Raw genomic sequence first — 20,281 nt, 5'->3', positions numbered from 1 at the left:
GAAAGGATAGAGCCGTCGCCCTGATCGCAATGACGTACAGGGTGACGGCTCTCGTTTAATCGGCGGTGAGCTCGACGGACTTTACGCGGCTGGCTGGGATGACGTACTGCGGCGGCTGGCCTTCAACCGCGCCGAGCTCGTAGAACCAGAGGAATCCGTCGTGAGACTGGACAACCCCGGCGTTCTCAAGCGTCTTGGTCTCGTCATTCGCGAGAGTGATCAGATGCTTTGCCATGATTCGCACCTCCTTTCCGTTGAGTGCAGGTCCACCGTACCGACAGTGTCCGACACCGTATCCGCACCTTTAGCAGACATTGACCAAAACCTTGCCCAAAGGAAACCCTTCCCATGAATGATCCGTGCTGTTGGCTGTGCAAAACACCATCGGGTGTGTGCGCGACTGGCCACACATGCGACCACCACAGAGAGGCCCTAGCCCAAGAGGCTGGGGCCTCTTCCATCACCTATGCCGATCCAACCGGAAACCGGGCCACCGGCAACGTCGACCGCGAGAGGGGGAAGAAGCGTGGCAAGCGCCGCACGTAGACCCAGAGTCGACGGACCACCGATGCGGCGGTTCGAACGGTACGTCATGAGGGGCCCGTCCTGCTGGATTTGGACGGGCTCTTTCTACGCCAACGGCTATGGGCGCATTTCGATTCGCGGCCGCGACGTTCTGGTCCATCGCTTCGCCTACGCCGAGTTCGTCGGCGCCATCCCGGTTGGGAGCCAAATCGATCACGTTTGCCGAAACCGGGCGTGCGTGAACCCGAAGCACCTACGGCTCGCTACAAACAAACAGAACAACGAGCACCAGGCCGTGCGTGCCGACAACCGGCACGGCTTCCGTGGTGTCGGATTCAACCCGCGAACTGGCAAATACAGGACCCGTGTCCAGCACAACGGCCGCGAGTACCGAGCTGGCGAGCATGAGACGCCTGAACTCGCGGCGGAAGCGGTAAGGCAGCTACGCCTTCGCCTCTTCACGCACAACGAATACGACAGGAAAGGCGGATAGTGTGCCCTGGCTCAATGCCGACTCCAAGATGTATGCCCACCCGAAGATGCGGGCCGCGGGCTTGGAGGCTATGGGGCTGTGGCTCATGGGCGGCACCTACTCGGCCGACGTCCTCACCGACGGGCATGTTCCGGACTGGATCGTGCAGTCGTGGCCGGGTGGCCCGGAGCTCGCGCAGAGGCTCATCGACGCCGAGCTCTGGGCCGAAGCCTCGGGCGGCTATCAGGTGCTCTCGTGGTCCGAATACCAGCGCACCAAAGCGCAGGTTGAGGAAGAGCGGGCGAAGGCGCGGAAGCGCAAAGAGGACTGGAAGGCCCGCCAACAGGAGGAACGCTGAACGAACGCCGTTCGGAACGCCGTTCGGAACGCCGTTCCACAACCGTTCAGAACGCGTTCGGAACGCTGCCCAAGCCAAGCCAATACAAGCCAAGCCAATCCACTAGTTCTTAACTCACCTATGTCTTTCTTTTGGGGAGACTTCATCATCATTCGTCACTTAGGTGACGCGTGAGGGGGCCATGATGATGCAGGAAAAATTCGGGCAAATCGACGCGATAGACGCAGCGAAGATCATCGCCCGTCACCGGCCGGGCTGGGATCCGCCCGGGATCGTCGCCGCGCTGGCCAAGGTCCGGTACGACCTCGACATAGCCCAGGCGCTCACCGCTGCGCTGCGGGCAGCGGCCGATCCGGCAGCAACGACACCGGCGGCGCTCGCGTGGGACAAGTACCGCGCCGCACCTGTCGCCCCGACCGTGCTGACGATCGAGCGGTGCCCACAGCACGGCTCGCGGCTCACAAGCCTCGGCCACTGCCCAGCATGCCGATCCGAGATTCTCGCGGGCCAAAGACCACGGCAGGCCATGTGCAAGCAATACGACCCCGAGGCAGAGAGGGCAGAGGCATGACGCCGTTTCGAGCGGGCCCGCACTGCCCGGACCACCCAGCGCACGACGCCCGCTACTGCTCCGGCTGTTGGCGCGAAATACTCCAAGGGCTCAGGCCCGACACCCACATAGGAAAACACTTCGAAGCCGCCCCCGAGGCGGCTTCAGTCGTCTCAGGAGGCGAACCATGAGCCGCCGCATCCTTGTCCTCGACGTGCCCGCGCCGTGCGACTGGATCAACGCGAACCACCGGCCGCACCCGCTCGCCAAGGCCCGCCTCACCCGCCAATGGCGCGAAGCCGGGCACGCAGCGGTTCCGCCCGGAACGCAACCGTTCCCCGGCCGCGTGCGCGTCCTCGCCAAGATCTACAAGCCCAGGCGAGGGATCTACGACCCCAACAACCTCAACGGAACAACCAAGGCGATTCTCGATGGCGTAGTCGACGCCGGCTTGCTGCCCGACGACTCATTCGTGTACGTCGATGGCCCAGACCACCGGCACGGCGGCATCGGACAGCCGCGAGTCGTCTTCGAGATCGAGGAGCTGCCATGAGCCTCTACGCAATCGACAAGCTGCCGCACTACGTCACGATCACCGCCAGATACGGCAGTGACGGCGATCCCATCACGCCAACAGTCGAGTTCCACTGCCCATGGCTCTACGGCGGCTGCCACTTCTATCCCGGGTGCGACGACACCTGCGAAACATGGGACATCGACCACCTCGAATCCCACGGCCATGGACACGAGCGCGTGCACCATCACCGCTGCTGGCTACAGGACTGGTTCGACAACGAAGCGCACAGCTACGCGGGCCCCGACTTCAACGACCGCGACGATTGGGGTCTGCCATACGGCGTAACCCGCACCGGATCGATCAAGGGAACGTTCTGTGGCGAGTACATCGAATGGGAGTTTGCTGAATGAGCCCGCAGCGGATCCAGCGCCGCCGCACCAAGGGCTGGCGCATGCCCGAGAACACCGTCTACGTCGGGCGCGGATCCCGCTGGGGGAACCCGTTCAGCGTTAACCACGGCCACACGATCATCGGGCCGCCCTGGTTCGACGCCAAAGACAACTGGGGCAGGGTGACTGCGGCCGACGCGACGAACGCCTCATCGCGAGGCGTCGTCCCAGCTGAGGTTGTTGACCAGTTCCGCATGCTCATGCAGGTCCGCGCGCGCGACGAACCTCAGCGCTTCGCTCGATGGATCAAGCCGCTACGGGGCAAGAACCTCGCCTGCTGGTGCCCCGATGGCCACTCATGTCACGCCGACGTGCTGCTGGAGCTCGCAAACAAGGAGGCAAGTTGAGTCTGACGACGAACGTCCACGAGCTCACCCGCGAACACCTCGTCCACACACCCGCTGGCCGGCTCGAGACCGTGCCAGCCCTGCTCGACCAGCTCGACGCAGCGGCAGGCGAAACCCGTGCCGGATCCAACGGCGGCGGCGGCGACGGCACACCCAGCCCCATAAGCCTCGACGTCGTCGCCCTCCAGCAGGACATCGAACGCGAAGCGTGGGCAAACCAAGGCGAGCTCATCCCATCCTTCAAGGGCACGCTCAAGCAGGTGATCCAGTCCTGGGCCGTCGAATCGATCAACGGCGAATGGATGGCGTACCTCGAGCACATCACGCTCGACTGGATCGACAAGATCCGCGCCATCACCGAGCCCGCGAAGCCGCCGAGGAAGCTCCACCGGCCCTGCCCAGCGTGCGGCGTCCTCTACGGGGGCGACGAGCACAAGCCCGGCCTGCTGCTCCACTGCTGGGCTGACGACGGCGCACTCCTGCCGCCCGGGCAGTGGACGGCCGAATGCATCCACTGCGAAGCCGCATGGGCAGGCGGGGAGCTCGGCTGGCTCAGCCGCGCACTCAACACCGAAACCGAAGGGATCAATGCATGACAGGCTGATTTATGGCGCAACACGCCGTCTAACGTGCGGAATCACACTGGTGTAATTCGATGTTAAGCTAGTCCTGCTTAGGGATTCGTGTCTGAACTTTCAGACCGGATCCCTTTCTCGTGGGTGCGAGGGTCTAGCCCCGAGTCTGATCCCCCCATCAGGCTCGGGGCTTTCGCATCCCGCGGGGGGTGACTAGCCGTCGGAGGCGCAACGATCGCGCCCGGCAGGGGCAGAACCTGCCACCCCCACTCGCCACCCCGGAAGGTGAGCCGCCCCAAGTTCGTCGGGGCCGGACCATCCGGGTGCAGGGGCGAACACAGCAGCCTCGGCCTCACGCTGCTAGCCAAACCCTGAGGCCAAAGGGGTCGCGCCGGATCGCCAGATGCGAAACCCGCGCCATGGAGCTCGCGCCAGCCGAGTCCCCGAAGCTGGCCACAACTTCCCGGAGGTGAGCACATGGACGAGCTCGCCGGCCGGATAGGACTCGTCAGCGGAGGGTCCGACTTCTGGGCAAAGAGAATCCGCGAATTCACGCACTCGCCGTATCACCACGTCGTTATCGGCCTCGATGCCGAATGGTGCATGTCGGCCGAGCCCGAGGGCGTCAAGCGGATGCCAAGCCGCCACTACCCCAACATCCACTGGCTGGACCCAATCGGGGCGCCCCAAGAGCAGCAGGCCGCCGCATGGCACGCCACACAGCTCGCCGACAGCCCCTACAACAACCGCGCCCTCGCTCTCGCCTCGGCCAAGGCACTCGGCCTGCCCGTCCCAGCAGCAGCGATCCGCTGGGCCGATGGGCACGGCTACACCTGCGTCATGCTCGCCGCCGCAGCCTACGCCGCTGTAGGGATCACACTGCTCAAGCAGCCCATCACCTCGCCTCCCAAGGCATTCCTGGAGCAACGATGGCAACCTCACGCACAGGCACAGCCCAATGGAAGCGCGTACGCGACCAAGCCTTGGCCGAAGCCAAAGACGCTGGCCTGACACGCTGCCCACTATGCGGCAACGGGCTCGACTGGACACGGTCACTACAGCCCAACAGCCCAGAGGTTGACCACATCGTGCCTCACGCACTCGGAGGGCAAGACGTGATCGAAAACTGCCGCGTCATATGCAGGCTCGACAATCAGCGCCTCGGGGCCATTGCAGGCCGATCCCGACGCAAGCCAACCGCCACCGTCGCCCTCGCCGCCTCCGACATCTGGTAGCCCCAGGGGGCACCCGGTACCCCCCACCCCCGCAATCGCCCCCCGGGCAGTAGCGATCTCTCCCCGCGTTTTTTCCACAGGGGCACCCTAGGAGGTGCGCATGGCACGGAAGCAGCCGCTGCGCGCTGTTGGGCCTGACGAGAAGGCACCACCGCAGGAGCCGAGGACGGTCCTCGAGGCGTCGGAGTCGGGCGACCGGATAGCCGAGCTTAGGGCGATGCGCCGTGTGATCGCGAAGGCGATCGACAACGAGAACACTTCCCCGCGGGATCTGGCCGCGCTGTCCCGTCGGCAAATCGAGATCAGTAAGGAGATCGACGCGCTGATGCGGCAGAAGTCCGAGGAGGCCGAGCAGGGTGCAGTCTCCGGGGACGAAGAGTGGTCAGAAGAAGCTATCTGAGGTAGCCCGGCACATCTGCCGGCCCGAGGGGATCGTCGCCACTGGCTTCCCGGCTGTCCGGGACCGTTCGCGGGCGATGGGGATGCCCATGGACCTCTGGCAGGAGGGCATTGGCCGGCTGGCGCTCGCGAAGCGCGCCGACGGCAGCTACGCGGCGAGCGTCGGCGGTGTGGTCCTCTCGATTCCCCGGCAGGTCGGCAAGACGTACCTGATCGCGGCGATCGTGTTCGCGCTGTGCACCCTGTTCCCGAATCTGACTGTGATCTGGACGGCGCATCGGACGCGGACGCATAACGAGACGTTCAAGAAGATGCAGGGCATGGCTGCGAAGCCGAAGATCGCCCCGTACGTCGAGAATATCCGGGCTACGAACGGTGAGCAGGAGATCTCGTTCAAGAACGGGTCGCGGATCCTATTCGGAGCCCGCGAGTCCGGTTTCGGCCGTGGCTTCGACAAGGTCGACATCCTGGTCCTCGACGAGGCTCAGATCCTGACCGAGGATGCGATGTCGGACATGGTTCCGGCGACGAACGCGGCACCTAACGGTCTCGTTTTCCTGATGGGCACGCCGCCGCGGCCGAAGGATCCGGGCGAGGTGTTCACGAATGTGCGCCGGGCTGCGATCGACGGCGACAGCGACACTCTGTACATCGAGTTCTCGGCGGACGAGGGCGCGTCGCTCGATGACCGGAAGCAGTTGGCGAAGGCGAACCCGTCTTATCCTCACCGCACTGGCGAGGCTGCTATCCAGCGGATGCGGAAGCTGCTCGGTTCGGATGACAACTTCCGGCGCGAGGCGTACGGCATCTGGGATGAAGCGGCGCTGACGAAGAAGGCGATCAATGTCCGGGCATGGAGCGCGCTGGCGATCAGTCCCGAGGCCGTCCCAACTGAGGGGCAGCGGGTGTTCGGCGTCCGGTTCACGGTCGACGGTTCGGCTGTGGCGCTGGCCGCGGCGATACGTCCCGACGGCGATGCACCTGTACACGTTGAGGGCATCAAGCTCGCCTCGACCAGCGAGGGCACGCAATGGCTCGCTGACTGGCTGATCGAGCGGCATGAACGGGCCGCGCAGATCGTGATCGATGGCAAATCCGGTGTCGGGTATCTCGTGAATGCGCTGCTCGAGGCGAAGGTGCCGAAGACCGCGATCGTCACGGCCGGCACAGACCACGTGATTACCTCCGCTTCCATGGTTGAGGCGGCGATCGTTACTGGCGGCCTCACGCACCGTGGGCAGCCCGAGCTCGACGAGCAGGTCAAGGACGCTGAGAAGCGGAAGATCGGCACGAACGGCGGGTTCGGCTGGGCGGCACCGGAGGGCGGGAGCGTGGCTTTGCTGGACGCGGTGACGCTCGCCTTCTGGGGCGCGAAGACAACGAAACGTAGGGCAGGAAGAAAGGCGGTGTTCCTGTGAGCGCGTGGACCGCTTCGGATGTCGCCGAGCTGCGCATCGGCAACGTCACGGACGCCGAGCTCGGCATGATCCTCCAGCTTCTGGAGACGTGGCGCTCGCGCACCGACAAGAACATCAAGCGCTCGCTGTACTACGACTCGGAGCAGGCATTCAAGGATCTCGGGATCACGCTGCCGCCGCAGTTGAGGAACGCGAGGTTCTTCCTCGGCTGGGCGACGATGGCTGTCCGTAAGGCCGCGGTGCGCTCGCAGTTCGACGGGCTGCGGCTCCCTGGCTCGACGGACCCGTTCGAACTAGCCGAGGTGCTCGAGGCTAACAGTTTCGGGCTGGAGTTCGGGCAGGCCGTCGTGTCGGCGTACAAGCATGGCCTGTCTCTGGTGACGGTTGCGGCCGGCGCCGAGGGCGAGGCTCCGGTGCAGATCCAGCCGCATTCGGCTGAGTCATCGGCTGCGCTGTGGGATCGGCGGAAGCGGCGGATCTCGTCGGCCCTGACGATCTCGGAGATGCGCGAGGACAAGCCGAGCGAGTTCATCGTCTACCTGCCCGACGTCGTGCTCACCTGCACGAGGGCCAACGGGAAGTGGACGGCCGAGCGGATCGCGAACAGCATCGGTCGGACTCTTGCGGTGCCGGTCACGTACGATCCGCAGCTCAACAAGCCGTTCGGCCGGTCTCGGATCTCGAATCCGGTGATGTCCCTGACGGATATGGCCGTCCGGGCCTATGTCCGCATGGAAGGCAACGCGGAGTTCTATTCGTCTCCGCAGCTCGCGATCGAGGGCATCGACCCGGACGCGTTCGAGAACGTGACGGAGCAGAAGAAGTTCAAGCTCGCGATGGACCGGCTCGTCGCGCTCACGCGTGATGCGGATGGGAATGCGCCGACGATCAAGCAGCTCCAGCAGGCGACGATGACCCCGCACAGCGACATGCTGCGCACGGTTGCGATGGCGTTCTCGGGCGAGACGGGTATCCCGCCGAGCTCGCTGGGCATCATCCACGACCAGCCGGCGTCGGCCGAGGCGATCCGCGCCGCCGAGCATGACCTGCTGATCGATGTGACGTACCAGAACAAGTACGTGCTCGCCGCTGCGGTGAAGAATGTCGCCCAGTTGGCTGTCATGGTCCGGGATGGGCTGACCGAGCCGCCGGCGGACGCGTGGCGCCTGTCTGCGGTGTTCTCCGACCCTGAGTTCCGGTCGACGTCGGCGAACGCTGACGCGTACGTGAAGCTCAGCGAAGCCAACCCGGATCTGGCGAGCTCGCCGGTGCTGCTCGAGACGGTCTTCGACGAAGATCAGATCGAGCGGATCACCGCTGAGCAGCAGCGGGCGCAGTCAGGGAGCGCGATCCAGGCGCTCGTCGCGTCGGCGCAGGCCCGGCAGGCGGCTCCGGTGGTGACACCTAATGGCGGCGCCTGACCTCGAGGCGTACCGGCAGGCCAACGCCGAGCTCGCGAAGCTCGTCAAGGGCGTGCTGGAGGATTTCTTCCTCTCGCTGGACGTGACCAAGCCCGAGGCGGCCCGGGACGCGCTGCTGCAGTTCCTCCCGGCGCTCACGGACCAGTACGGGTCGGTTGCCGCTTCGGTGGCGGCCGACTGGTACGAGGAAATGCGGGCCAGCTCCGGTGCCGTCGGGAGGTTCACGGCGATTCCGGCCCAGACGGTCCCGGGCGCGGCTGTCGAGGCGAAGGTGCGCTTCCTCGCTGCGCAGCTCTGGACGCCCGAGCCCGGCGCGATGCTCGGCTCGCTGCTGGTGGCTGCTGACAAGTACGTGAAGCAGCCAGGGCGGGACACGATCGCGGCGAACGCGAAGCGTGAGGGCGTCCGATGGGCTCGCGTGCCCACCGGCGCCAAAACGTGCGCGTGGTGCCTCACTCTGGCCTCCCGCGATGCCGTCTACCACTCCAAGGCGTCAGCGGGCGGCTACGGCCACCGTTACCACGGTGACTGTGACTGCCAGCCGGTGAGGATCGCGAAGGCGTCCGATTACCCGCCCGGTTACCTGCCGGATAACTACTACGAGATGTACCAGGCGGCCCGCAGCGCAGCGCAGTCCGGAGACATGACAGACATCGCGGCCAAAATGCGCGAGCTCTACCCGGATCACCTCACAGACGGCCACTCTCACTGATCTTCCGCGGCTTTCTCCCGCGAAGCGGTACGCGCCCGTAGCGCGGTCCACCCAATGCCCGACGGGGCCAAACGGAAAGGGTGCATCGACGATGCCCAAGAAACTGCTGCATGGAATCGACATCGCCGCCCCCGGTGGCATTCAGAAGCTTCTCGACTTCCATCGCCTCACTTTCGGCGATGCCGTCATGGAGGCCGATCCAAGCGCAGGCACCGCAGGAGCGGGAGAAGCGAACCCGACGCCGTCCGATCAGTTCAAGCCGCCTGCCTCGCAGGAAGAGTTTGACCGGATCATTCAGGAGCGTGTCGCTCGGGAGCGCAAGAAGTTTGAGGGGTTCGACGGGTTCAAGGCCAAGGCCGAGCAGTTCGACGCTCTCAAGGCTGAGAACGAAACTCTGGCCGGGAAGGTGCAGACCTTCGAGGCCGAGAAGGCGCAGGCCAAGCTTGTCGCTGACGTGGCGAAGGCGAAGGGCGTTCCGGCATCTGCCCTTCGCGGCACCACGAAGGAAGAGCTCGAGGCGCACGCTGATGCGCTCGCCGAGCTGCTCAAGCCAGCCGCGCCGATAATCCCGAATCAGGAACGGACCCCAAACCACGTGACCGCCAGCGAAGAGCGCGAGGCCGCTCGGAAGCTGTTCGGCAACAGCAACTAACCGAAAGGCACCATCATGGCTGTTTTCAGCTCCACCGATGCCAAGGTTCTGCTGCCCCGCAACATCGCGGACGGCATGATCCAGAAGACGCAGACCCTGTCCACCGTCGCCAAGCTCTCGGGCTCCGAGCCGCAGCGCTTCGGCGAGACCGATTACATCGTCTTCAACGACTTCCCGAAGGCGGAGTTCGTTGGGGAGGGCGCCGACAAGGGCTCGACCACGGGCGGCTTCGACTCCGTCACGGGCAAGCCGCACAAGGCCCAGGTCACCATGCGGTTCAACGAGGAAGTCCAGTGGGCTGACGAGGACTACCAGCTGAACGTCCTCAACCAGCTCGCCGGCGCCGGGCAGGTCGCGCTCTCCCGCGCCCTGGACCTCGGCCTCTACCACCGCATCAACCCGCTCACGGGCGCGACGATCGCGGGGTGGGACAACTACCTCACCTCGACCACGAAGCGTGTCGAGATCGCCACGGCCGACGCTGACGCGGACCTCCGCACCGCCGTCGGCCTGCTGCTCAACGCCGACACCTCGTGGGGCGTCAACGGTGTAGCGATCGACCCGCGGTTCGCGTGGGCGCTCGCGAACCTCCAGACGAAGAACGCCGACGGCTCCCCCTCGGGTGTGCAGCGGTACCCGAACCTCGGGTTCGGCACCGACGTGACATCGATCCTCGGCATCAACGCCGCGCAGGGCAACACCGTCGCCGGCACCCCCGAGGCCACCGACACGAAGGTCCGCGCCATCGTGGGCGACTTCCAGAACGGCATCCGCTGGGGCGTGCAGCGTCAGCTCCCCGTCGAGCTGATCCGCTTCGGTGACCCGGACGGCCAGGGCGACCTCAAGCGCAAGAACCAAATCGCACTGCGCCTCGAGGTGGTCTTCGGCTGGTACGTCTTCGCCGACCGCTTCGCCGTCGTCGAGGACAAGGTCGCCTGATGCCCCGCCTGCGCAGCACGCTGACGGGAGTCATCGTGAATGTCGACGACACCACGGCTGCGGCTCTGGCTGATTCGGGGGCCGCAGGCGAGTGGGTAGACGCAGACAAGGCTGAGAAGCCGGCGCGGCACAAGTCGAGCAAGTCTGAGTAAGGAGGTCGGGCCATGGCTGAGGTGACGCCGTTCCCATTCGCAACACTGGACGAGCTCAAGCAGCGGTGGCCCGACTTCCCGGCCGGGGCCGACGATCACGCGACGGTGCTGCTGGAGGACGCTTCGCAGTTCATCCTCGACACGGTGCCGAACGCGGCTATGGCTGCTGAGGCGACGCGGCGGCGGATCGTGTGCGCCGTCGTCCGCCGGGCGATGCCGGTCCCTGGTGCTGAGGCTGGCTACTCCAGCATCCAGCAGGCGGCCGGCCCGTTCTCGCAGACCATGACGCCGGTCAATCCTTCGGGCGACTTCTACCTGACGAAGGCTGAGCGCAAGGCGCTCGGGGACGGCACGCAGAAGGCATTCGGTGCTCAGGTCGGCTCCCTGTACACGGTGCAGCACCTTCCTTGGTGTTCGATCAACTTCGGTGCGACGTACTGCTCGTGCGGTGCGGACATCGCCGGGGCTCCGATCTACGAGGGCGCCTGATGGCTGTCTCACGGTTCCCGAAGTCGTGGCGCACCGACATCGTCGTGCTGCGCGGAGGCGGTCGGGACGCTAAGGGCAATCCGCTCCCGGTCCAGGAGATCCCTGTGACTGACTGCCTTCTGGCCCCGCGTGGCACGGCCGAGCCGCTGGATCGCACGAACGGGTTCGACTCGTCGGCGGTGCTGTACCACGATCCGGATCCGGGGCTGGTGTTCCTGGCGTCCGACCGGATCAAGGTGCCCGAGGGTGCCCGGATGGCCGGCACGTGGTCGGTGACTGGCCGCCCGGGCGAGTGGCCGCACGGCTGGGAAGTCGGATTGGAGCGTGCTTGATGGGGCTTCGGAGGATGTCGCGGGTGTATCTCGCGGACGATTCAGGGCTCCGTCAGATCGGCACCTCTTCCGCGATCGGTGATGCAACGCTCGACGCCGCTCAGGCGATGGCTTCGGAGGCGAACCGGACTGGCAAGGGCGACTACGGCTTCGCGCCGGAGACGGTCACGGCCGGGTGGGCGAATGAGCGCCGACACGGTGCTGTCGTGTGGGAGGCGCGCCGCGACTGGCGTGACGTGCGGGACACGGTGCTGCTGAATGTGCTGGCGGGTATGAGTGCCCGCGGCGCGGTGGCGGCCAGCCTCGTGGTCTACACGCGGCGGGACGGCTCGACCCGGATGGCGACGCAGAAGCAGGCGGACAACTGGAATCGGAGGCATCGCTAGTGATCGAAGCCATCGTCTTCCCTGATGTCCGCGACTGCCTGTTCGACCTGATCGACGGGGCGAACCACCTCGGCAAGCCTGTCCGGGCGGTGTACCAGTTGCCGGCCGACGACTACGGGACGCTCGCAGGCCCGTTCCCGGTGGCGCTGATCTACACAGGCGGCGGGAACCGTGGGTTCGTCGACCGGGTGGACCGGGCGACCGTCGAGCTCTACGCGCCGGGCCAGCAGGCCGTCGACACGCTCGAATCGATCAGCGCATCGATCATCGGGAACGACATCGAAACCCCGTCCGGGTTCCTCGACAGCATCGAGCAGGACCAAGTCCCGGCCGACGTGCCGTACCCGTCCGACACCCTCAACAAGGCTGTGGCGACGTTCCTCGTCACGTCGCGGCCTGTCCTTTAGCCCCGCTCGGGGTCCGAGAGAAAACCACCACTTCCGCCCTGAAAGGGGTTCATTGCCATGCCTACTTTCGCCACACTGCAGCAGGATTCGGACAACCGGAACCTCATCCGCAAGATCCAGAAGGCTCTCGCGTTTATCGCTCCGACGTCGGTTGAGCTCCCCGCAACCCTCTTCGAGGCTGGTGGGACGCTCATCGACCTCAAGGCAGCCGGCTACCTTCCGGTCGGCATCGTCACCCCGGATGGGTACGAATTTTCTCGCGACGTGAAGAAGGAGGATGTCTCCGCGCTGGGGTACGCCTCCCCCGTCCGTTCGGACATCACCGAGGTCACGCGGCAGATCAAGATGACCGCGCTGGAGACCGGCCGTAAGCACATGCTCGAGCTGACATACGGCACCGACCTGTCGGCCGTCACGCAGTCGGCGACGACAGGCGAGGTCGTGTTCGACGAGCCTGACCTTCCCGTCGGGCAGGAGTACCGACTGCTGGTGATCGGCTCTGACGGCCCGGCGGCGAACAACTGGATCCTGGGCCGCGGCTACGGCGTCGCGAAGCTTGCCTCGACCGATTCCCAGAAGTGGGGCACGGGCGACCCGGTGCAGCAGGCGTACACGTTCGACGTCTTCACAGACGACGAGATCGGTACGCCTGTCCGCCACTACATCGGCGGCACTGGCGCTCTTGCCGCCAAGACGGCGCTCGGCTTCACAGCCGGGGCCTGACCCCTTCAAAGCTGCGGTGCGCGCCGCCCTCCGGGTGTGGCGGCGCGCACTGCATTCCATCCACACCCGGAATCCCCAAGGAGTGCCAATGCCAAGGTTCACGAACAAGGACGGCCTCACCATCGAGACGTCCGTCCCCCGCGAGGCCGCCGAGCTTCGCCGCGACGGGTTCACCGAGCACCGCGCCAAGACGGCTGCGGTGCGCGAGGCCGACGCCGAGAACGCCAAGCCCACCACCAAGTAACCAACCTCAACACCCGGAGGAATCACCATGGCTAACGACAAGCCGAACATCAACCTGACCCTCGCTTCCCTCGAAGCGGAGGTATCCAAGCCCGAGCCGTTCGTCCTCGCGCTCAAGGGCGGCAAGCGCGTCACCTTCCCGGACATCTTCGACATGCCCGCAGACGAGGCCGACGCATTCCTCGACGACATCCGCTCTGGCGGCGACTTCCGGTTCCTCGAGAAGTGGCTCTCTGAGGCCGACTTCGAGGCGTACAAGGCGGCGAAGATCCCGCTGCGCGTGCACATGGCTATCGTGCAGCGGGTCATGGCCTACTACGAGGGGACGATCGGCAAGCCGGGGGAAGGCAACGCCTCCGAGAGCTGATCCGCCGATACCGTCCGCAGATCCGCGCCGACCTTTTCCGGGAGTACGGCGTGGATCTCGCGGAATGGTACGCGGGCAGGCGGTGGGTGGCGTTGCTCGAGCTGATCGACATGCTGCCCGCCGCGTGCCGGCTCAACGAGGCCATAGCGGATGACCCGGAGACCGCAGCGCACCTCGCATCCCTGCGGATGCAGGAGGCCGACGAGGCGAAGCCCGCGTGGGCGCCGAGAGTGTCTGAATTCGACCTTCACGCCGTGCTGCTACGCGAGGTCATCCAGCGGCTCGACGGGATATACCAGGCGGCCGTCGTGCAGACCGGCAACAAGGCCCCAGAGATCCCAACCTTCCCGGGGCCGCGCACGGCAATCGACAAGGCAATCGAAGCGGCCGAGCGCGACTGGGCCGAGGGGTTCGTGCAGCAGTTCGGGTTCGACCCGGAAGACATCTGAACATAGGAGGCCCCGTGCCTGTCGTCGGCGTCGCAGAGATCCTCGTCCGTCCGAGCTTCGACGGGGCGCAGAAGGCGATCTCCAAGGAGCTCACGGGCTCGGCGGACGCGGCGGGCGAGAGCGCGGGCAAGTCTGCTGGTTCGAAGATGGGCGCGGCCCTGTCGAAGACGCTCAAGGCTGGTGCGGTCGCGGCGGGCGCCGCGATCACCGGGGTTCTCGGGACCGCGATCGTGAAGGGCTTCGGTCGCATGTCTGCGATCGAGCAGGCGCAGGCGAAGCTGATCGGCCTCGGCAACTCTGCCGGGGACGTGAAGGCGATCATGGACAACGCGCTCGCCTCGGTGAAGGGGACGGCGTTCGGCCTCGACGAGGCTGCCACGGTGGCTGCGTCGGCCGTCGCGTCCGGCATCAAGCCGGGGGCGCAGCTCGAGGGCGTCCTCAAGACGGTCGCGGACACGGCGACGATCGCCGGGGCGTCGATGTCCGACATGGGCCTGATCTTCGGGTCGGTCGCGGCCCGTGGGAAGCTGCAGGGCGACGACCTGATGCAGTTGCAGGCCCGCGGTGTGCCGGTGCTCCAGTTCCTCGCCAAGCACTACGGGATCACGGCCCAGGCTGCCTCCGACATGGTGTCGAAGGGCAAGGTCGACTTCGAGAACTTCAACGCCGCCATGAAGGAGAACCTCGGCGGCGCGGCGCTCGCGTCGGGCAACACGACCGTGGGCGCGTTCAAGAACATGGGCGCGGCACTGTCCCGCTTCGGCGCTGCGCTGCTGAAAGACGTCTTCCCGCTGATCGGGCCAGTGTTCAACAAGATCACTTCCGGGCTCGACGCCGCGACGGCGAAGGTCGGCCCGTTCGTCGACAAGATGGTGACCGGGCTCAGGCGCGACGTCGGGGGCGCGCTCGACGCATTCCTGGGCGGCTGGCAGAACGCCGACGCGCAGATCCAGTCCTCGGGCATGGTGGCGTTCCTCGAGCGCACGGGGCAGATCGCCCGTGACGCTTTCAACGGCATCGGCCCCTTGATCTCGGGCATTGGCGAGGCGATCGGGCCGATCCTTCCCGGGCTGGCGTCCATGTGGGATGCGCTGTCTCCGATCCACCTCGCATTCGAGGCGCTCGCTCCGGTCCTGCCGACGATCGTCGGTGCCCTGGCTGGCCTCGGCTCCGTGGTGGCCGGCGCGCTCGCGTCGTCCCTTCCCGAGGTGGCGTTTGCGATGAACTCTCTCGTTGCGGCGGTGTCGGGTGTCCTGATCGCTGTCCTGCCGTCTGTCGTGCAGCTCATCTCGGGTCTCGCCGACGCGCTCACGACGGCCGCCCCGGTGGCAGCGGATCTGGTCGCAGCGCTCGCGCCGCTGGTGGCCGACGTCCTCGACAAGATGGCACCGGTCCTCGCGGATCTGACGGCGACGCTTCTCCCGGCGGCCGTCACACTGCTCGACACCACGCTCAAGATCGTCGGGCCCCTCATCGACGGTATCGCCTCCGCGATAAACAACATTCCTGGCGGCGCCGACACTGTCACGACAGCGCTCGCGGCCATCGTCGGCGCGTACACCGCCTATCAGGCCGCGCTCGCCGTCGCTGCGACCAAGGCATGGGCGCTGGCCGCGGCGCAGTCGTTCCTCACGGGCAGCGGCTTCCTCTCGACACTGGTGCAGGGCACGCTGTGGTTCATCGGCCTCGCCCGGGCGCAGGGCATCGCGGCGGCGGCGCAGTGGGCGCTCAACATGGCGATGAACAACAATCCGGTCGGGAAGATCATCATGCTCATCTCCGCTCTCGTGGCGGGGCTGGTGTGGTTCTTCACGCAGACCGAGCTCGGCAAGCAGATCGTCGCGAACGTCTGGCAGTTCATCCAGGACTCGATCCGGGCTGTGGGCGACTGGTTCACGGGCACGCTGGTCCCGGCGTTCCAGGCGGCGGTCAAGTGGGTCGGCGACGCCTTCACGTGGCTCTACGAGAGCGTCATCAAGCCCGTGTGGGACGCGATCGGCGCGGCCATCGACTGGGCCTACAACAGCGTGATCAAGCCGATGTTCGAGGGTGTCGGTACCGGCGTCAACGAGGTCGGCGGGTTCTTCACGTGGCTGCAGACGGCCGTGATCGAGCCTGTCTTCAACGGCATCGCTGCGGTTTTCGACTGGTGGTGGAACAACATCACATCGCCGATCCTCAATGCCGTCATCGCGGCAGTGCAGGCTGTCGGTGGCTGGTTCTCATGGCTGTACAACGACATCCTCGACCCGGTGTTCCAGCTCATCGGGGCGGCCATTGCGTGGTGGTGGAACAACCTTGCGATGCCGACCTTCAATGCGGTGGTCGGGTTCATCCGGGACACGCTCGCGGCGGTGTTCACGTGGTTCCATGATTCGGTCGTCAAGCCGGTGTTCGACGCTGTCGGTGCGGCGATCTCGTGGGTCTCGGACAACGTCATCAAGCCAGTCGTCGACGCGTGGAACATCTGGTTCGGTGTCGTCCTCCCCGCGATGTTCACGTGGTTCCAGACCAACGTCATCAAGCCGGTCTTCGACGCCATCGGGAACGCGATCAAGTGGGTCTCGGACAATGTGATCAATCCCGTCGTGACGGCGTGGAACATGTGGTTCGGCACGATCCTCCCGGGCATCTTCAATTGGCTTTACGCGAACGTCGTGAAGCCCGTCTTCGATGCGATCGGGAACGCGATCAACTGGGTGTGGCAGAACGTCATCCTTCCGGTATTCCAAGCGGTCCAGAACACGATCAACGCCGTCGGCGCGGTCTTCAACTGGCTGTACGTCAATGCGATCAAGCCAGCGTTCGACGGGATCGGCGCTGCGATCGACTGGGTTTGGAAGAACGTCATCAAACCCGTGTTCGACACGATCTCCGACGTCGTCCAGCACCGGATCCCGGACGCGTTCGAGCAGGGCAAGAAGCTCATAGGCGACATCTGGAAGGGAATCCAGGATCTCGTCAAGGCGCCGATCAAGTTCGTCGTGCAGACCGTCCTCAATGACGGCCTGATCCACGCGTTCAATGACGTGGCCGGGTTCCTCGGGACGAAGAAGCTGGGCCTGATCGACCTGCCTCCCGGATTCGCTGGCGGCGGGTACACCGGGGACGGGGACAAGTACCAGCCGGCGGGCATCGTGCATGCTGGCGAGTTCGTGTTCACGAAGGCTCAGACCGCCAAGGCGGGCGTGAGCAACCTGTACGCGCTCGCGTCGGCGCTCAACGGGTACGCGGCCGGTGGGCTCGTGTCCCCGCTCGACCATTGGGCGCTCGCTCAGGGGTACAAGGGCGACGCGCACAACGGCCTCGACATGGCCGCGCCGGAGGGTACGCCGATCCACGCGGCGGGTCCGGGGCGCGTGTCGTTCGCCGGGTGGGGCGCTAACAACATGGGCGGAAACGAGATGCACATCGACCACCCGAACGGGCTCCAGACGTGGTACGCGCACCAGTCCCGGTTCGCGGCCCACGTCGGCGACATGGTCCGGGCGGGGCAGACCGTCGGGTACGTCGGGCAGACCGGCATGGCGACCGGGCCGCACCTTCACTACATGGTGCTGCACGGGGGCTGGCCGAACTACACCGACCCGACCCCGTACCTCACAGGCGGCGGCGAGGCCGGCGGCGGCAGTGGCGGCGGGTTCAACCCGGTCGCGGCAATCATCGACGGGCTCATGGGCCAGTTCAAGTCGGCGTTCCCGCAGGGCGGTTTCGTCGTCGACCTGATCGGCGGGGTGGCGAAGAACATCGTCCAAGGCGTCTCGGACTTCATCGAGGGGATCTTCGGCGGGAAGAAGCCGGACAACTCGACCGGGTCAGCTGAGGGCATCCCGCACCTGTTCCGCGACAAGGGCGGGGCGCTGCCGGAGGGGCTTTCGATGGTGCTGAACCGTACGGGCTCCCCCGAGTGGGTGTTCAACCGGCAGCAGCTCGCGGCGCTCGACGGCGCCGTGACCGGCGGCGGGCAGACCGTGAACAACTTCAACGGACTGTTCGGGTTCGACCCGGACGAGCTGCTCGACCGGCAGGAGACCAGGCGGCGCGACGCGCTCGCGATGGAAGGGATCTACGCATGATCGGGGCTGGTGGCTGAATGGGCGGGATCATCTACGGGGCACCGTACATTCCGCCTGTGCCGGCGGCACCGGTCTGGCGTGGGCTCCGGATGTCGTGGACTGGCTGGGACGGGTCCGAGTGGGCGCTGACGTCGCCCCGCTCGGGCCTGTTCCTGATGCCGGGTGTGCGTGGGCTGGCGTTCCCGAAGTTCGAGCGGTATTCGAGCTCGCCTCCGGGCGTGGCGGGATCGCGGCACCGCGGGACACGGGTGGACGACCGCGAGGCGTTCTGGCCGCTCTACCTGTACTCGGATGAGGGGTCGCAGGGGTTCATCGACCGCGATAGCGCGTTCTGGTCGTCCCTGCACCCGGACTTCGAGGGCCGGTGGACGGTGGAGGCGCCGGACGGGTCGACGCGTTCCCTCGGGCTCAGGCTCAAGGACGTGGACGACGCTAACCCCGAGGCCGTGTTCCGGGGCTGGGCGAAGTACGGTATCACGCTGCTGGCGGACCACCCCTACTGGGAGGGCGAGCCGGTGTCCCGCACGTGGGCGCAGGCCGACATGCGGGCGTTCCTGCCTCCGAGCGCGGGGGCGGGGTTCTCTGTCTCTTCCGGCTCAACCCTGGCGACGGCGAAGGCAACGAACCCGGGCGACGTGGAAACCCACGTCGTGTGGGAGGCGCATGGCCCGTTCACATCGGTCACGGTCGGGGTTGGGGACGCGACCGTGGTGGCACCGATCCAAGCTGCCGCAGGGCAAGTACTCGTGATCGACACCGACCCGGAGGTGCAGGCCGCATTCCTCGACTGGGTCGACGTGACCGACCGTCTGACCCGCGCCGAGTTCGGGACCATCCAGCCCGGAGCAGCGGTGCCGCTGACGCTGGCGATCGCCGGAACGGGGTTCATCACCGCGACCTACACGCCGAAGTACTTCCGTGCGTGGGGCAGGAGACAGGATGCCTAACCCGTTCAAGATCGCCGTCTACGACAAGGCGTACGGGTTCAAGGGCTTCATCGGCAACCCGCAGTCGGTCAGCGCCACGCCGCGCCACAACCAGCGGGGGACGGCGGCCATAACCGTCGCTGGGGATCACCGCATGGTCGGAGCGCTCACGGACAAGGGCGCACGGGTGGTGATCCACCACAAGCCGTGGCCGACGAAGTACCGCCCGAACCCCAGCTTCGAATTCCTCATGTCAGGCGTGGTCACGGGAGGCAACTGGGCGGGGACGTCGAAGACGTCGACGCTGACTGTGCAGATCGCCGACGACGTCAAGGCGCTCGACGACATCTTCGGGTGGCCGGTTCCGACGTCGCCGATCAGTGACCAGTCGGCAGCGGCGTATGCGACCTACACGGGCCCCGCCGAGACGATCCTGAAAGCGGTGTTCAACGCCAACGCCGCACGGGCCCTCAATCTCACCGCGGCCCCGGACCTCGGTCGCGGCGCGGTCGTGCCAGGCGGGGTCGCGTTCCGGTTCCATAGCCTCTCCGAGAAGCTCCTGCCCGTGCTCGATGCGGCCGGGCTCGGGGTCACGGTCCGCCAGTCCGGGGCGGGGCGAGTGCTCGACGTCTACGTACCTCGCACCTTCCCACACAAGCTCTCCGAGAAGGCCGGGACGATCACCGAGGCGTCATGGACCTTCGGAATCCCGACAGCGACCCGGGAGGTCGCCGGCGGCAAAGGCGAGGGAACGGAGCGCATGTTCGCCCAGTACATCGACACGGCACTCGAGGACGAGTACGGGATGCGTGTCGAGCGGTTCAAGGACGCCACCGACGTCGACACGACCGCGGACCTCACCTCCCGCGCACAGCAGGACGTCGCCGACAACGGCCCAAAGTTCGGGTTCTCAGTGAAGCTCTCCGAGTCCGGCATGTTCCAGTACGGCGAATACGGCGTGCGCGTCGGCGACCTCGTGACCGTGGACATCGGCGGGCAGGAACGCACCGATGTCCTGCGCGAGTGCACGCTCGCGTTCAACGTCTCAGAGGGCCCGACGCAGACACCTGTCATCGGCGACATCAACGAGAGCACGGACAAGGCACTCGCCCGCTACATCGGACGCCTCCGCGCCGCAGTGAACAACCTCATGAAGGGATAA

At 66.1% G+C, this 20,281-nt stretch carries 28 protein-coding genes; 27 read left to right on the top strand and 1 reads right to left on the bottom strand.

Annotated features, from left to right (window positions below; translation table 11 throughout):
* Positions 1-55: 55 nt before the first annotated feature.
* Positions 56-235 carry a hypothetical protein gene (locus tag E6A21_RS07615; protein ID WP_138443539.1) on the bottom strand — a complete coding sequence of 60 codons (180 nt, stop codon included), beginning with the start codon at positions 233-235 and terminating at the stop codon, positions 56-58.
* Positions 236-466: 231 nt separating this feature from the next.
* Here E6A21_RS07615 and E6A21_RS18410 point away from each other — a divergent pair, with 231 nt between their 5' ends.
* From E6A21_RS18410 to E6A21_RS07495, 27 genes are all read left to right on the top strand, one after another.
* Complete coding sequence (locus tag E6A21_RS18410; RefSeq protein WP_138443538.1) at positions 467-1,018, top strand: HNH endonuclease signature motif containing protein; 552 nt, start codon at positions 467-469, stop codon at positions 1,016-1,018.
* Position 1,019: 1 nt separating this feature from the next.
* Positions 1,020-1,355: a hypothetical protein gene (locus E6A21_RS07605; protein WP_138443537.1), complete on the top strand. Its 336-nt coding sequence runs from the start codon at positions 1,020-1,022 to the stop codon at positions 1,353-1,355.
* Positions 1,356-1,536: 181 nt separating this feature from the next.
* Positions 1,537-1,926 carry a hypothetical protein gene (locus tag E6A21_RS07600; protein ID WP_138443536.1) on the top strand — a complete coding sequence of 130 codons (390 nt, stop codon included), beginning with the start codon at positions 1,537-1,539 and terminating at the stop codon, positions 1,924-1,926.
* A 166-nt stretch (positions 1,927-2,092) separates the two neighbouring features.
* Entirely contained in the window at positions 2,093-2,458 is a 366-nt protein-coding gene (locus tag E6A21_RS07595; protein WP_138443535.1) for a RusA family crossover junction endodeoxyribonuclease, read from the top strand.
* Positions 2,455-2,832 carry a hypothetical protein gene (locus E6A21_RS07590; protein WP_138443534.1) on the top strand — a complete coding sequence of 126 codons (378 nt, stop codon included), beginning with the start codon at positions 2,455-2,457 and terminating at the stop codon, positions 2,830-2,832. The genes E6A21_RS07595 and E6A21_RS07590 overlap by 4 nt, the downstream gene beginning before the upstream one ends.
* Positions 2,829-3,218, top strand: coding sequence for a DUF4326 domain-containing protein (locus E6A21_RS07585; RefSeq protein ID WP_138443533.1), 390 nt, complete (start codon positions 2,829-2,831; stop codon positions 3,216-3,218). The genes E6A21_RS07590 and E6A21_RS07585 overlap by 4 nt, the downstream gene beginning before the upstream one ends.
* Positions 3,215-3,814, top strand: coding sequence for a DUF7341 domain-containing protein (locus E6A21_RS07580; protein WP_138443532.1), 600 nt, complete (start codon positions 3,215-3,217; stop codon positions 3,812-3,814). Before E6A21_RS07585 ends, E6A21_RS07580 begins: the two co-directional genes overlap by 4 nt.
* A gap of 456 nt (positions 3,815-4,270) precedes the next feature.
* A complete protein-coding gene (locus tag E6A21_RS17815) occupies positions 4,271-4,804 on the top strand; it encodes a hypothetical protein (RefSeq protein ID WP_171041313.1) in 534 nt (177 codons plus the stop codon).
* Positions 4,723-5,028: an HNH endonuclease gene (locus E6A21_RS18405; RefSeq protein WP_425471531.1), complete on the top strand. Its 306-nt coding sequence runs from the start codon at positions 4,723-4,725 to the stop codon at positions 5,026-5,028. Before E6A21_RS17815 ends, E6A21_RS18405 begins: the two co-directional genes overlap by 82 nt.
* 100 nt (positions 5,029-5,128) lie before the next feature.
* Positions 5,129-5,428 (top strand): hypothetical protein, encoded by a 300-nt coding sequence (locus E6A21_RS07570; protein ID WP_138443530.1) that lies wholly within the window; start codon positions 5,129-5,131, stop codon positions 5,426-5,428.
* 88 nt (positions 5,429-5,516) lie between these two features.
* Positions 5,517-6,845 (top strand): terminase large subunit domain-containing protein, encoded by a 1,329-nt coding sequence (locus E6A21_RS07565; protein ID WP_212745887.1) that lies wholly within the window; start codon positions 5,517-5,519, stop codon positions 6,843-6,845.
* Positions 6,842-8,266, top strand: coding sequence for a phage portal protein (locus E6A21_RS07560; protein ID WP_138443528.1), 1,425 nt, complete (start codon positions 6,842-6,844; stop codon positions 8,264-8,266). The genes E6A21_RS07565 and E6A21_RS07560 overlap by 4 nt, the downstream gene beginning before the upstream one ends.
* Complete coding sequence (locus E6A21_RS07555; RefSeq protein ID WP_138443527.1) at positions 8,253-8,978, top strand: VG15 protein; 726 nt, start codon at positions 8,253-8,255, stop codon at positions 8,976-8,978. Before E6A21_RS07560 ends, E6A21_RS07555 begins: the two co-directional genes overlap by 14 nt.
* Positions 8,979-9,069: 91 nt before the next feature.
* Positions 9,070-9,630 (top strand): hypothetical protein, encoded by a 561-nt coding sequence (locus tag E6A21_RS07550; protein WP_138443526.1) that lies wholly within the window; start codon positions 9,070-9,072, stop codon positions 9,628-9,630.
* Positions 9,631-9,645: 15 nt separating this feature from the next.
* Complete coding sequence (locus E6A21_RS07545; RefSeq protein WP_138443525.1) at positions 9,646-10,569, top strand: phage major capsid protein; 924 nt, start codon at positions 9,646-9,648, stop codon at positions 10,567-10,569.
* Positions 10,569-10,721, top strand: coding sequence for a DUF7302 family protein (locus E6A21_RS17805; RefSeq protein ID WP_171041311.1), 153 nt, complete (start codon positions 10,569-10,571; stop codon positions 10,719-10,721). The genes E6A21_RS07545 and E6A21_RS17805 overlap by 1 nt, the downstream gene beginning before the upstream one ends.
* 12 nt (positions 10,722-10,733) lie before the next feature.
* Positions 10,734-11,210, top strand: coding sequence for a hypothetical protein (locus tag E6A21_RS07540; RefSeq protein ID WP_138443524.1), 477 nt, complete (start codon positions 10,734-10,736; stop codon positions 11,208-11,210).
* Positions 11,210-11,542, top strand: a complete 333-nt coding sequence (locus E6A21_RS07535; RefSeq protein ID WP_138443523.1) for a hypothetical protein — start codon at positions 11,210-11,212, stop codon at positions 11,540-11,542. Before E6A21_RS07540 ends, E6A21_RS07535 begins: the two co-directional genes overlap by 1 nt.
* Before the next feature lie 23 nt (positions 11,543-11,565).
* Entirely contained in the window at positions 11,566-11,928 is a 363-nt protein-coding gene (locus E6A21_RS07530) for a hypothetical protein (protein ID WP_138443522.1), read from the top strand.
* A complete protein-coding gene (locus E6A21_RS07525) occupies positions 11,928-12,335 on the top strand; it encodes a hypothetical protein (protein WP_138443521.1) in 408 nt (135 codons plus the stop codon). The genes E6A21_RS07530 and E6A21_RS07525 overlap by 1 nt, the downstream gene beginning before the upstream one ends.
* A 57-nt stretch (positions 12,336-12,392) precedes the next feature.
* Entirely contained in the window at positions 12,393-13,058 is a 666-nt protein-coding gene (locus tag E6A21_RS07520; protein WP_138443520.1) for a hypothetical protein, read from the top strand.
* A gap of 88 nt (positions 13,059-13,146) precedes the next feature.
* Positions 13,147-13,302 carry a hypothetical protein gene (locus tag E6A21_RS17800; protein ID WP_171041310.1) on the top strand — a complete coding sequence of 52 codons (156 nt, stop codon included), beginning with the start codon at positions 13,147-13,149 and terminating at the stop codon, positions 13,300-13,302.
* Between the two features lie 27 nt (positions 13,303-13,329).
* Positions 13,330-13,668 carry a hypothetical protein gene (locus E6A21_RS07515; RefSeq protein ID WP_138443519.1) on the top strand — a complete coding sequence of 113 codons (339 nt, stop codon included), beginning with the start codon at positions 13,330-13,332 and terminating at the stop codon, positions 13,666-13,668.
* Between the two features lie 50 nt (positions 13,669-13,718).
* A complete protein-coding gene (locus E6A21_RS07510; RefSeq protein ID WP_138443518.1) occupies positions 13,719-14,117 on the top strand; it encodes a hypothetical protein in 399 nt (132 codons plus the stop codon).
* Between the two features lie 14 nt (positions 14,118-14,131).
* Positions 14,132-18,193 carry a peptidoglycan DD-metalloendopeptidase family protein gene (locus E6A21_RS07505; protein WP_138443517.1) on the top strand — a complete coding sequence of 1,354 codons (4,062 nt, stop codon included), beginning with the start codon at positions 14,132-14,134 and terminating at the stop codon, positions 18,191-18,193.
* 17 nt (positions 18,194-18,210) lie between these two features.
* The gene (locus E6A21_RS07500; RefSeq protein ID WP_212745886.1) at positions 18,211-19,140 is read left to right on the top strand and encodes a hypothetical protein; all 930 of its coding nucleotides are present in this window, start codon (positions 18,211-18,213) and stop codon (positions 19,138-19,140) included.
* On the top strand, positions 19,133-20,281 hold the full coding sequence (locus tag E6A21_RS07495) for a Gp37-like protein (RefSeq protein ID WP_138443515.1): 1,149 nt from the start codon (positions 19,133-19,135) through the stop codon (positions 20,279-20,281). The genes E6A21_RS07500 and E6A21_RS07495 overlap by 8 nt, the downstream gene beginning before the upstream one ends.

Origin of the sequence: Sinomonas susongensis (assembly GCF_005877005.1) — a bacterium.
Taxonomy (GTDB): Bacteria; Actinomycetota; Actinomycetes; order Actinomycetales; family Micrococcaceae; genus Sinomonas; species Sinomonas susongensis.
Note: the sequence above shows the minus strand (reverse complement) of the source record. Positions and strands in the feature narration are given on the sequence as shown.